The sequence below is a fragment of the Yersinia hibernica genome, assembly GCF_004124235.1.
Lineage (GTDB): Bacteria > Pseudomonadota > Gammaproteobacteria > Enterobacterales > Enterobacteriaceae > Yersinia > Yersinia hibernica.
The window spans coordinates 4,582,931-4,595,497 of the sequence record NZ_CP032487.1; the positions used below are offsets into that span (position 1 = coordinate 4,582,931).

Here is a 12,567-nt window from a genome sequence, read left to right on the forward strand (position 1 = left end):
CACTTTAACGAAAGCAGATAAAGAATCTATGTCACGATCATTCTCATTAGGTGTTCGAAAAATCTGGGATGAATTAGCCGTGATGCAGGCTCCTGGATTCTATTGGGTCAATATTGAACGTCAAATTGATGCCAATTTATTTTGTCAGCAGCTTCTTCGTAGCCAACCCGAAAATACTCGTGCGGCATTGATTTGTTCAGGACAAAAACCTGAAAATCTCCTGACCAATATGGGACATTCTGGCCCCACGAAATTACCGTTATTTACGTTACCCGCTCAAAGAAACGCCTTAAAATATTTAACCCATGATTTAATGCGTTCATTGCGCCCACAGCAACGGCTTTTCATTCTGTTCGCGCCTGCGAATTTATGGCAAACATTTACCAGCGAAGAGATGCAACAGTGGCTCCTGCACATTCAACAATGGCTGGAGGCCCAGAGCTGCACGTTACTCGTGATTTGTCACAGCTCCGGCATGAATAAAATAAAGAACCAATTAGTCAGCCAACACCGTTATTTACAAGGCCTTGCCAACCTACAGTGGCAGCAGGATAGCGCACAATATGTGGTTTCTTGGTGGAGTACGGCGAAAGGGGTCACGGCCAATCAATTGGTGCTGCTCGAAGCCGATAAACAGGGCTGGAGCATGGCGGATGAAGTCCAGCAAGCGCTGCCACAATCACGCAATGATGAACATCTGTATTTAGCACAAACCACTATTTTGGAAGGCGCTCCGCCCCTTTCCAGCAATTGGCAATTGCTGGAATCCAATGCCGCGTTGTCTCAACGGGCAATGACCACTCATGCCGCAACATTAATTTTTGCGTTGAATCAAAGTGAACAAATTGACGAGATGGCGCATCAGATCCATAACATACGGCGTCAACGCGGCAATACGGTAAAAATTGTGGTGCGCGAAATGCATGCCAGCCTGCGCTACAGCGATGAGCGCTTGTTGCTGGCCTGCGGTGCCAATCTGATTGTGCCTCATGTTGCGCCATTATCGCGTTTTCTGACGATGCTGGAAGGGATTCAGGGGCAGCGTTTTACACGCCATGTTCCCGAAGATATCAATGCGTTACTGGAGGCTCTGCGCCCACTGCAACTCAAAGGCTACCTGCCTCCCACCGAGTTCTGCCAATCTGTTTTGCAACTGATGAACAACACTTTACTACCGGAAAATGGTAAAGGTGTGTTGGTTGCGCTGCGGGCAGTGCCGGGGTTACAGGCGCGCCAGGCGCTAACACTGTGTCATTTGCGCCGCTATGGTGATGTGGTGACGGTCTCTGACAACCGGCTACTACTGTTTCTTTCAACTTGTAGAATCAATGACTTAGATACGGCATTAAGCCATGTTTTCCGCTTACCCGTCGCAGAGGTCTTTAGCAACCGGCTGGTGTGGTATCAGGATCAGGAAATTATCTCAGAGATGAACCGCATGAATAATACTCCCGAGGCAGAGCAAGCGGCTGGTGATAAAAAAACCTATAAACAAGTCACTGACGCACCAGAACAAGCGGTCGTCGTCCGGCGAGTTCCTGTGCCGTTGGCACTGAATACTGGCCATCGTCAGGAGAATACCCAATGAATCTTAATGATATTTGGCAAATCCTGCTGCTGGGTGCCATCATTTTTTTCCCACTGGGCTATATGGCTCGCCGCCGCTTTCCACGATGGTGGGAGAAAAAACAACATTTGTTCTTATCCGCGCGCTATTTAAAATCAGAAGGAATCTGGTTGCGTGATGGCTCCTCTTCACAGATTAAGAAATAACCATGAACGCAAAAAATAAACAGCAAGACTCGCAGAGTCCGTGGCGCTACTGGCGCGGTCTGGGCGCATGGAATTACTACTTTCTGCTAAAGTTTGCCCTCCTGTGGTTTGGTTATCTGAATTTCCATCCACTGGCTAACTTGGTGTTTCTTGCTTTCTTGCTGTTTCCGATCCCAGCGTATCGCGTCCACCGCTGGCGTCACTGGATAGCCATCCCCATTGGTATCGGCTTGCTTTATCACGATACCTGGCTGCCGGGCATTAACAGCATCATGAGCCAAGGTTCACAAGTGACGGGTTTCAGTTTAAGCTATCTGCTTGAATTATTTAGTCGTTTTATTAACTGGACCATGATAGGAGCGGCCTTTGTTATTCTGGTGGGCTATCTGTTTATCTCACAATGGATTCGCGTCACCGTTTTTGTCGTCGCAGCCATGATTTGGCTGAATATCGTGGGCATTGCCGGGCCAGCATTTTCTCTGGCCCCCACGACTGAGACGGTCGCCGCAACAGAGCCCACGAACACAGCACAGCCAGCGGCGAGCAGCCAGGTGGAGGCCAGTGGGCCACCAACCGATGCTAACCTGACGGCCCATCTGAATGCTTTTTATGAACAAGAGAAAACGCGCTCTACCACCTTCCCGGCATCACTGCCTGGAGACGCGCAACCATTTGATTTATTAGTTATTAATATCTGTTCATTGTCATGGTCAGATATTGAGGCAATTCAACTGGATAAACACCCGCTGTGGAGTAAGTTTGATATTCTGTTCAAAAACTTTAACTCTGCCACCGCCTACAGTGGCCCGGCGTCTATCCGCCTCCTGCGCGCCAGCTGCGGCCAGTCATCCCACAAAGATCTGTATCAACCACAAGATCAGCAATGTTATCTGTTTGATAACTTAGCCAAACTCGGGTTTACCTCCCAGCTGGTGCTGGATCACTCGGGTGTCTTTGGTAATTATCTGCAAAATATTCAAGATGACGGCAATATGCATGCGCCGATGATGTCGCAGAAAGGCATTAGTAATCAATTAGCTTCCTTTGATGGCGAGCCAATTTATAACGATCTGGAATTGCTTAACCGCTGGCTGGAACAGCAGAAGAAAGGGGGGGATGTCCGCAGCGCAACTTTCATGAATATCATCCCGTTACATGATGGAAACCGCTTCGTCGGCACCAACAAAACCGCGGATTATCGTGCGCGCGCCCAGACCCTGTTTGACCAACTGAATACCTTCCTTGAAGAGTTGGAAAAATCAGGGCGGAAAGTCATGGTGGTCGTGGTGCCAGAGCATGGTGCTGCCTTGGTGGGTGATAAAATGCAGATGTCTGGTCTGCGCGATATCCCAAGCCCAAGCATCACGCACATTCCCGTCGGGATTAAACTGATTGGTATGAAAGCACCACAACCCGCCAGCCCGGTGGTGGTTAGCGCCCCTAGCAGCTATCTGGCTATTTCTGAATTAGTATCACGCATGGTTGATGGTAAAGTATTTACTACTCCAAATGTGGATTGGCAGACTCTGACACAAGGTTTGCCGGAAACCGCCGTTATTTCAGAAAATGATAATGCTATTGTGATGCAATATCAGGGCAAACCGTATATTCGACTAAATGGCGGTGATTGGGTGCCTTATCCACAATAATTAGCACAGTATTATTGGTTTTCACTGCTGTTCAAAAAAGAGTGCATTTAATGCGCTCTTTTTTGTTTATTGCAGAATAAGTTCTATGGGTAACATTACTCTAACAAAATAAAGAAAAACTCATTAATGGGTAGAATATTCAGGTCAAAGTGCCAATAATATTTCGCATCCATTGGTAATATATGCGATCTATATCATTTAAATCCCATTATTTCATTCTCATTATAAACACTGTCTATGGCATTATTTCACTGCAACATCACTCATTCATAAATAATTAATACGTTATTATTTGCATGCCAATTATTTTATTGTCACTTATATAAATACTTCGGTTCAATATCGTCCTACTAGCGACAACAAAATCAGTAGCAAAATATCCCAATGGGGCAAGACTCGCTTTATGAAAGATATGAAGGGGCGGGTGAGCTTAATCTATCATCAGGATAATAATGTGAAATAAAACAAATGAAACTGACACAAACAAGAGGCACAACTTCAACCACACCAACAGCGGCGTCAAAGCACTCTGGCGTTCAGGGGCGAGGTAGCAGTGCATTGAGCAAGGCTCTTTCAACAATATCTAATACAATTCAAAAATGGGTTGGAAACTTCGGGCAAAAAGGTCATTCATCACGATCTTCTGATAAGCAACCTATTGATAAAATAGAAATCAAAGCGGTGCGATCCCAGAACATGCCAAATAAGGCCGAGATAAAGCGCCCTAAGGAAGCACCACCAGCACCGCCGCCACATGCACCTAAGTTAGCAAGTAAACCAGCGAAGCAGATGCTGCAGCGCCCTAAGGAAGCACCACCAGCACCACCGCCACATGCACCTAAGTTAGCAACTAAACCCGCGAAGCAGATGATGCAGCGCCCTAAGGAAGCACCACCAGCACCGCCAGTGCCTGTTGCGGCAAATGCCAGTCAACAAGGGCCAGCAACCTCAGTACAGAACGGGAGCGAACCGGCTAAGAGTGGTGATAAAATGACGCAAAACGAGATGAAGGAGGCACAGCGTTTGATAACACGTGCCACTATAAGTTTTGAGATAGAGCGCAGGTTGAACGGCCTCAAGCGGGCCGAATAGCGCCCGGATTTACCCCTGATATCAGCGGAGAATGTCTTGCGACACTCCCCGCCAATGTTAAAACGCACAGCACTGTGGCCTGCTATGCACCGTTGGCTTTTTCCGCTTCATCCTGATCGACGGCGAAACAAGCCACCATTTGATCACCATATTTCTTCAGTTGTGGCTGCAACTGCGTGCAGGTACCAAATGCCCGACGACAGCGCGCATTGAATGCACAACCTGGCGGTGGGCTCATCGGGCTAGGTAATTCGCCGGTCAACTTAATACGTTCACGGCGCATATCTGGGTTCAGACGTGGTGTCGCCGATAACAATGCCTGTGTATAAGGGTGACGCGGATTGTTAAAAATGGCCTCTTTGCTGCCCTTTTCAACACAGCGCCCCAAATACATCACCATCACTTCATCAGCAATATGCTCAACCACGGACAGGTCATGGGAGATAAAGACATACGACAATCCCAGTTCCTGCTGCAAATCCATCATCAAGTTCAATACTTGGGCCCGCACTGACACATCCAGTGCAGAAACAGGTTCATCGGCAATCACCACATCCGGGTTCAACATCAACCCACGGGCAATGGCGATACGCTGGCGCTGGCCACCGGAGAACATATGTGGATAACGGTCATAATGTTCGGTTTTTAGACCAACTTTTGCCATCATCGCCAAGGTCTTTTCGCGCCGTTCTTGGCGATTGAGTTTGGTGTTGATTTGCAATGGCTCTTCCAGAATCTGCCCCACTTTCTTACGTGGATTCAAAGAACCATACGGGTTCTGGAACACAATCTGGATTTTCTGCCGCCGCAGTTTTTCTGCACTTTCATCGGGCTTAAGCAAATCCTGGCCTTGGTAATAAAGCTCACCACCGGTTGGAATTTCTATCATGGTCAGTAAGCGGCCCAAAGTGGATTTACCACAGCCGGACTCCCCAACCACCGCCAATGTTTTGCCTCGCTCTAAAGTGAACGACACCCCATCCAGCGCCTTAACCAAGCGCTCCGGTGCAAAAAATCCTTTCTTGACCGGATAGTATTTTTTTAAATCAATGGCTTGCAACAGTGGCTTAGCGGCCTGTGATTCATTTTTCATTTCAGTCACTTGACTCATAGGGTCGGCCTCCCCGCATCATCGAGCGGTGTATGGCATTTGACCTGACGCCCGGCTGGCCCCAGCAGTTCAGGTTCTTCACGACGGCAGCGATCATTGGCATATGGGCAACGCGGATTTAGCAAGCAGCCTTCAGGCCGGTCATATTTACCCGGCACCACACCCGGCAATGATGCCAGCCGTGCTTTATCCTGAGCAAACTCCGGTAGCGCCCGCAGCAATGCCTGAGTATATGGATGGCGCGGCGCACGGAAAATTTCCGATGACTTACCGGTTTCCACCACCTGACCGGCATACATCACAATAATGTGATGGGCCGCTTCGGCGACCAATGCCAAATCATGGGTAATCAGCAACAACGCCATATTTTCACGCTGCTGTAATTCCAGCAGCAATTCAATAATTTGCGCTTGAATCGTCACGTCCAGCGCCGTCGTTGGCTCATCGGCAATCAGCAACTTAGGCCGACAAGCGATGGCCATCGCAATCATGACCCGCTGACTCATCCCACCGGAAAGCTGGTGCGGATAGACATCCAAACGCGACGCCGGATCCGGAATGCCGACCAAGTTCAGCAGATCCACCGCCCGCTGATGACGGGTTTTGCGGTTGCCTCCCTGATGCACCTTTAGCGCTTCCATAATCTGGAAACCGACGGTATAGCACGGATTAAGGCTGGTCATCGGGTCTTGGAAAATCATCGCCACTTCCGCACCCACTAACTGACGCCGCTCTTTTTCAGAAATCTTGGTCAAGTCACGGCCATTAAACTCCAGTTTATCGGCCATCACTTTACCGGGGTAATCAATCAGCCCCATGATTGCCAATGAACTGACCGATTTACCTGAGCCAGATTCACCGACAATCCCGACCACCTGACCTTGCTCAATACTGTAACTGATGCGGTCTACGGCTTTGAACGGCGCACTTTCGTCACCGAAATGCACCGACAATTTATCTACATTTAAAAGTGCCATCTCTCTCTACCTCTATTACTGCTTGAGTTTGGGGTCGAGAGCATCACGCAGGCCGTCCCCCATCAGGTTAAACGCCAGAACCGTCAGCAGAATCGCCACACCAGGGAAGGTCACCACCCACCAAGCGCTTTGAGCGAACTGCAACACATCAGAGAGCATGGTGCCCCACTCTGGTGTTGGCGGCTGCGCACCCATGCCGAGAAAGCCAAGAGCCGCCATATCCAGAATGGCGTTAGAGAAGCCGAGAGAAGCCTGCACGATGAGCGGCGCTAGGCAGTTTGGCAAAATATTGATAAACATCTGGCGCATCGACCCCGCCCCAGCCACTCTGGAGGCCGTGACGTAATCGCGATTGACCTCGACCAGCACTGCTGCTCGTGTCAAACGAACATAGTGCGGCAAGGCCACAAAGGTTAGCGCCAATGAGGCATTGACAATCGAAGGCCCGAATACCGCCACCAACACTAACGCCAGCAACAAGCTTGGCAGTGCCAGCATGATATCGACAATCCGCATGATGATGGCATCGACGACGCCGCCAAAATAACCGGCCAGTAAGCCGAAAATAACCCCCATCACCAGCGATAGCACCACCACCAAACAGCCGACCAATAGCGAGAGGCGCGCCCCATACATCAGGCGGGACAATACATCGCGGCCAACATCATCAGTACCAAGAATAAATTTCCAGCTTCCCCCCTCTTCCCAGACCGGCGGCTTCAGTAGGGCATCACGAAATTGCTCTGCCGGGCCGTGTGGGGCAAGCCAGGTCGCACCAGCGGCAATCAGCAGCATAATAATGATGTAAAACAGGCCGATAACAGCCCCTTTATTGCGCTTGAAATAGTGCCAAAATTCCTGCAATGGAGTCATCGGCTTCGGCGCACTTTTTACTGTCGACTCAGTAAGTTGAGACATTCTGCGCCCCTTATTTCTTGTGACGAATACGCGGGTTAACTACGCCATAGAGCACATCTACCAGCAAGTTAACTAAAATAATCATGATTGCGACCAGCAACACCCCACCCTGTACCACCGGGTAATCTCGGCGTTGCAAAGCATCCATCAGCCAGCGCCCTAATCCTGGCCAGGAGAAGATGGTTTCCGTCAAAATCGCCCCCGCCAGCATGGTGCCGACCTGCAAGCCAATCACGGTGACCACTGGCAGCAAGGCATTGCGCAAGGCATGAACTACAATCACCCGCATCCGGCTCAACCCTTTGGCGCGCGCCGTGCGGATGTAATCCTCACCCAGCACTTCCAGCATTGAGGAGCGGGTCATGCGCACAATGACGGCGAGGGGAATGGTGCCCAGCACGATGGCGGGCAAAATCATATGCATCACCGCGTCTTTGAAGTCGCCTGGTTCGCCCCAAACCAAGGTGTCAATCAGCATAAAACCGGTTAACGGCAGGCTATCATCGAGGAAGACCGTATCACTGACGCGCCCCGACACCGGGGTCAGGTTCCATTGCACCGAAACCAGCATAATCAGCATGATACCCCACCAGAAGATAGGCATCGAATAGCCGGTGAGAGAGACCCCCACGGCAGTGTGATCGAAGATTGAACCGCGTTTAACTGCCGCCAGCACGCCGACCGGGATACCCACGGCGATAGCAAACAGCATCGCGCAGACTCCCAGCTCCAGTGTCGCTTTAAAGCGGGGAACAAACTCTTCCCAGACAGCAATACGGCTTTTCAGTGAAATACCGAGGTCGCCATGTAATACGCCGTTCACATAGTGGAAGTATTGTTGATAGAGAGGCTTGTCCAGCCCCATTTCCGCCATGATTTGCGCATGACGTTCTGCGGAGATACCGCGTTCCCCAGCCATGATGGTCACCGGGTCGCCGGGGATCATATGGACAAAAGCAAAGGTCAGCAAAGTAATGCCGATAAACGTTGGGATAACTAGCCCCAAACGTCGGAGTATGAACTGCAACATATCCCGAACTCTCTGTGTAGAATGCCGGGCTGCTCGTGGGCAACCAAGCTTATTAAACCCATCCCATTAGGCTATTTTGTGCATCATTTTGAGAGAGCAGTGCTCATCACCGCCACGTATAAGGTGTTTCGGTGTTTGGGCGCAATCCATGCTCAAAATTTCTGCGACAATGACACTTATTGGGCGAGGTTATATGGCTCACATCTGTATCTGTCTTAATCTAAATGAAGAAGCCGGTGCACATGCTATGCACGCCCACCGGCTCTACTTTCTAGATTAAAATTAATCCAGGGACACGTTCTCGAAATGGTGTTTACCCAACGGATCAACAACATAGCCTTTCACTTCTTTACGCACCGGCTCGTACACTGTTGAGTGAGCAACAATCAGCGCAGGCGCTTGATCGTGCATCACAACCTGAGCTTGTTTGTAAAGTGCGACACGCTTGTCATGGTCAGACTCAGCACGTGCTGGCTGGATCACGTCTTCAAACGGCTTATAACACCACTTGGAGTAGTTGGAACCTTGTTTGGCTGCATCACAGCTGAACAGAGTCGCGAAGAAGTTATCTGGATCCCCATTGTCCCCAGTCCAACCCATCATCACAGTCTCATGTTCACCGTCTTTAGCACGCTTGAGGTATTCACCCCACTCGTAAGTCACGATTTTGGCTTTCACGCCCACTTTCGCCCAGTCAGACTGGATCATTTCAGCCATACGGCGCGCATTTGGGTTGTATGGCCGTTGAACTGGCATAGCCCACAAGTCGATGGCGAAACCATCTGGCAAGCCCGCTTCCTTCAACAACTCTTTCGCTTTAGCCGGGTCATAGCCGTAATCTTTCACTTCATCGTTGTAGCCCCACATAGTTGGTGGGATCAGGTTCTTGGCAGCTTGGCCCGCGCCTTGATAAACCGCATCGATGATAGCTTGCTTGTTGACGGCCATGGTCAGCGCCTGGCGAACCTTGACGTTATCCAGTGGTTTTTTCTCAACGTTGAAAGAGAGATAACCGACGTTCAGGCCAGGTTGCTCCATCAAATTGATGGTTTTATCCTCTTTCATGCGCGCGATGTCAGCCGGGTTAGGGTACGGCATCACCTGACATTCATTTTTCTGCAGTTTTGCGTAGCGGACTGACGCATCTGGTGTAATAGAGAATACCAGGCGGTCAATTTTCGGTTTGGTGCCCCAGTAGCCATCAAACGCTTTGTACAGGATGCGGGAGTCTTTTTGATATTGCTGCAACTGGAACGGGCCGGTGCCGATTGGGTTCAAATCGACTTTTTCCGGCGTGCCTGCTTTCAGCATGCCGTCGGCATATTCAGCAGACAGAATTGACGCGAAGTCCATCGCCAAGTCAGCCAGGAATGGTGACTCTGGGCGCGCCAGTTCGAAGCGCACAGTGTTATCGTCAACTTTAACAATGTTGGTGATCAAATCACCCATCCCCATACCTTGGAAGTATTCATAGCTGCCGCCAGACACTTTATGGTACGGATGTTTGTCATCTTTCTGACGCATGAAAGAGTAAATCACATCGTCAGCATTGAAATCACGGGTCGGTTTGAAGTCTTTATTATCTTGCCACTTCACGCCCTTACGCAGGTGGAAAGTGTAAGTTTTACCATCTTCACTAATTTCCCACTTTTCAGCCAAGCCAGGTTCAATTTCGGTTGTCCCGAGTTTGAACTCCACCAGACGGTTATAAATAGGAACCGAGCTTGCGTCATAAGTAGTGCCAGAGGTGAAAAGCTGCGGGTTGAAACCTTCCGGAGAACCCTCAGAACAATAAACCAATGTTTTCGCTTGAACACTGGCCGCCACGGTCAGTGCAATCAGCCCAATACCGAATTTCAGTATCCCTGTTTTTCCCAAGGAAATCGTCATCGCTTGTGCTCCATTATGGTGATGTGTGTTGTGTGTACGGCCATGCCCTATAATTTTTTAATCAGTGGACTGTACCGTTTTGGCCTTTTGCCGCAGGGATGCGGGATTGAGATGCCGGACAAATGTTATCGCGACGACAATATTGAGTGCACGAAATCACCCCAAATTGCTCTCGATTACTCCCCCTGAGGGTACCAATTTGGCAACAGTTAGTGGCAACGTCAATACGGTCTAAGTGGATTTATCAAGACAATGCGAAACAGCATGCAAACATAAAAAAAACTTCCCATTAACATTATCAGCATTAAAATTTATGCTATCGGCAATAAGCCAGCGGTATAAACTGTCTAAATAAAATTAAGCAGCTGTAACAACCAATGACAAACAAAAAAACTTTGTTACCAAATGATGTATATCTGTTCAGATTTTTTTGTAAAAACGATAGAAAATAGAGAGAAATGCGACTGCGACAGCCGATATGTGACGTGAACCTTGTCACAAACAGCCGGAATCTCAAACATTTTGCGTGCTGTTAAAAAAGAGAAATATCGCCCGGTTTATTTACTTGGCCGCGGAGCGAACTGCCCCCCAATCAGGGCGCACCACCATCGTGCCCCAAATCAGTGCATGCCATGATGAGCAAGCTAACAAAAGCATTTTATCGATTACTTTATGGTTTTTTTAACTCCCATTCCCCCGTGCAATACTCCCGTCGTGTCCTCTAGCGTTTTATAGCGCAAATTCACTGCGCCAAAAGCACTGACAACCCGCCCTTGATTATTTTTAAAGTTATCTGTATTTATTGAGATATTATTTGTCGTTATTATTACTCCATTAAAATTATGGAATGCTTTAGATTTAATCTTAATATCTGCGACTCCATATGAACCAAGAGTTCTGACTACCCCATGAGCATTGTAAAATCTACCCTTTGCATCAATAACCACCCTCCCTAGATTTGAGTAAATATAGCCTTTTTTATTATCAACAATTCTGCCCGCGATATTAATCCCTAATCTCCCATTAGTATCAACCCCCGAAGAGTGCTTTATGTTTTTTATTGTCCCCTGCTGATTATCAATTAATGCCAAGCTGCGCAGACTGATATCCTCAGCAGATATTTTCCCATTATTGACAATAAATCTATTTGAAGTAATATTGATTTTATTATCTGCGTGAATAATACCAGAGTTCTTTACACCACCATCTTTGGAGAATATAAAAATCTTATTTGCATACATTCCGCCTAAATGACTAACATCTATGCCAATATTATCTTCATCCTTGGAGGTAAATCCGGCTAACGAACTTACATTGACACGCCCACCTATGGGGGCATAACTCACCGCGTGTTTTCCAATAATAAGAAAGATATCATCTGCTCTGATTTCGCCATCTACATTTAATGAGCGTGAGAAAATATCCAGATAGGCATTAGTATTATCAACAAACACCAAACCGGCTTTGCCAATATCTACCACTCCCCCAGTCACATTATATCCATTAATGTAACCACCTGAAAAAACAGGCAATCCCGATGTTAATGTCACATGATCAGTATTGCTAAAATGGCAACCATCACAATGAATCCCGGCGGGGTTAGCGATAATGACATGTGCTTTCTCACCTGCAACACTCAGAGAACCATTTAATAAAGTCGGCTGATTTGAAGTGACTTCGTTGAGAATAACCTTTGCAGGCACCGTGATTAAATTTGGATTTCCAGTAGCACTCGATGCAAGAAAATTATTAAGCGATACTTTATCGTACCCAGCCCCCTTTAAGACATCAAATTTAACATATTTATTATGCGACACACCTTGTTCATTGGGGGTTTGGATATTCACCGTCGTGTAATTAGCACCACGGCAATATGCATTCAAAGCCTTGCAATATGATTGACTTTCTTTTATATATATCGAAGACAAACCTAGCTTTTGATGTTGAGGAGCATTTTTATCGACAATAATTTCAGCATGTGAAAATGAAATTAACGAATAAAAAATATAAATAATAAAACCATAGGATAATTCAGTTCTGTTATTTTTAATATTAAATCTAGAGCACAAACATAAGCTAATCATTATTTATCCACCCTATTGAATTATAATAAAGTAGCTTTATACT

10 protein-coding genes are annotated in these 12,567 nt (G+C 47.8%); 4 read left to right on the top strand and 6 right to left on the bottom strand.

Translation table 11 applies throughout. The features are described 5' to 3' along the window. Positions 1 to 28 precede the first annotated feature (28 nt). From bcsE to D5F51_RS21465, 4 genes are all read left to right on the top strand, one after another. Positions 29 to 1,588 carry a cellulose biosynthesis protein BcsE gene (bcsE, locus tag D5F51_RS21450; protein ID WP_129198964.1) on the top strand — a complete coding sequence of 520 codons (1,560 nt, stop codon included), beginning with the start codon at positions 29 to 31 and terminating at the stop codon, positions 1,586 to 1,588. Beyond that, positions 1,585 to 1,773, top strand: coding sequence for a cellulose biosynthesis protein BcsF (gene bcsF / locus D5F51_RS21455; RefSeq protein WP_025376529.1), 189 nt, complete (start codon positions 1,585 to 1,587; stop codon positions 1,771 to 1,773). The genes bcsE and bcsF overlap by 4 nt, the downstream gene beginning before the upstream one ends. A 2-nt stretch (positions 1,774 to 1,775) precedes the next feature. Continuing rightward, a complete protein-coding gene (bcsG, locus tag D5F51_RS21460; RefSeq protein WP_129198966.1) occupies positions 1,776 to 3,422 on the top strand; it encodes a cellulose biosynthesis protein BcsG in 1,647 nt (548 codons plus the stop codon). A 696-nt stretch (positions 3,423 to 4,118) separates the two neighbouring features. Next, entirely contained in the window at positions 4,119 to 4,514 is a 396-nt protein-coding gene (locus D5F51_RS21465) for a hypothetical protein (RefSeq protein ID WP_129198968.1), read from the top strand. 82 nt (positions 4,515 to 4,596) lie between these two features. On the opposite strand, the gene dppF is transcribed toward D5F51_RS21465, so the two are convergent. The 6 genes from dppF to D5F51_RS21495 all read right to left on the bottom strand — a co-directional run bounded on the left by dppF (position 4,597) and on the right by D5F51_RS21495 (position 12,524). Next, a complete protein-coding gene (gene dppF / locus D5F51_RS21470) occupies positions 4,597 to 5,607 on the bottom strand; it encodes a dipeptide ABC transporter ATP-binding subunit DppF (RefSeq protein WP_025376526.1) in 1,011 nt (336 codons plus the stop codon). Between the two features lie 14 nt (positions 5,608 to 5,621). Then, positions 5,622 to 6,602 (bottom strand): dipeptide ABC transporter ATP-binding protein, encoded by a 981-nt coding sequence (gene dppD, locus D5F51_RS21475; RefSeq protein WP_025376525.1) that lies wholly within the window; start codon positions 6,600 to 6,602, stop codon positions 5,622 to 5,624. A gap of 15 nt (positions 6,603 to 6,617) precedes the next feature. Beyond that, complete coding sequence (gene dppC / locus D5F51_RS21480) at positions 6,618 to 7,520, bottom strand: dipeptide ABC transporter permease DppC (RefSeq protein ID WP_025376524.1); 903 nt, start codon at positions 7,518 to 7,520, stop codon at positions 6,618 to 6,620. 10 nt (positions 7,521 to 7,530) lie between these two features. Further along, positions 7,531 to 8,550 (bottom strand): dipeptide ABC transporter permease DppB, encoded by a 1,020-nt coding sequence (gene dppB, locus D5F51_RS21485; protein ID WP_025376523.1) that lies wholly within the window; start codon positions 8,548 to 8,550, stop codon positions 7,531 to 7,533. Positions 8,551 to 8,832: 282 nt separating this feature from the next. Then, the gene (gene dppA, locus D5F51_RS21490; protein WP_129198970.1) at positions 8,833 to 10,440 is read right to left on the bottom strand and encodes a dipeptide ABC transporter periplasmic-binding protein DppA; all 1,608 of its coding nucleotides are present in this window, start codon (positions 10,438 to 10,440) and stop codon (positions 8,833 to 8,835) included. 665 nt (positions 10,441 to 11,105) lie between these two features. Next, positions 11,106 to 12,524 carry a two-partner secretion domain-containing protein gene (locus D5F51_RS21495; protein ID WP_129198972.1) on the bottom strand — a complete coding sequence of 473 codons (1,419 nt, stop codon included), beginning with the start codon at positions 12,522 to 12,524 and terminating at the stop codon, positions 11,106 to 11,108. Between the last annotated feature and the right edge of the window lie 43 nt (positions 12,525 to 12,567).

Excerpts from the sequence above, each read along its gene's own strand:
- bcsE (WP_129198964.1), top strand. The coding sequence starts at position 29 with ATGTCACGATCATTCTCATTAGGTGTTCGAAAAATCTGGGATGAATTA.
- bcsF (WP_025376529.1), top strand. The coding sequence starts at position 1,585 with ATGAATCTTAATGATATTTGGCAAATCCTGCTGCTGGGTGCCATCATT.
- bcsG (WP_129198966.1), top strand. The coding sequence starts at position 1,776 with ATGAACGCAAAAAATAAACAGCAAGACTCGCAGAGTCCGTGGCGCTAC.
- D5F51_RS21465 (WP_129198968.1), top strand. The coding sequence starts at position 4,119 with ATGCCAAATAAGGCCGAGATAAAGCGCCCTAAGGAAGCACCACCAGCA.
- dppF (WP_025376526.1), bottom strand. The coding sequence starts at position 5,607 with ATGAAAAATGAATCACAGGCCGCTAAGCCACTGTTGCAAGCCATTGAT.
- dppD (WP_025376525.1), bottom strand. The coding sequence starts at position 6,602 with ATGGCACTTTTAAATGTAGATAAATTGTCGGTGCATTTCGGTGACGAA.
- dppC (WP_025376524.1), bottom strand. The coding sequence starts at position 7,520 with ATGTCTCAACTTACTGAGTCGACAGTAAAAAGTGCGCCGAAGCCGATG.
- dppB (WP_025376523.1), bottom strand. The coding sequence starts at position 8,550 with ATGTTGCAGTTCATACTCCGACGTTTGGGGCTAGTTATCCCAACGTTT.
- dppA (WP_129198970.1), bottom strand. The coding sequence starts at position 10,440 with ATGACGATTTCCTTGGGAAAAACAGGGATACTGAAATTCGGTATTGGG.
- D5F51_RS21495 (WP_129198972.1), bottom strand. The coding sequence starts at position 12,524 with ATGATTAGCTTATGTTTGTGCTCTAGATTTAATATTAAAAATAACAGA.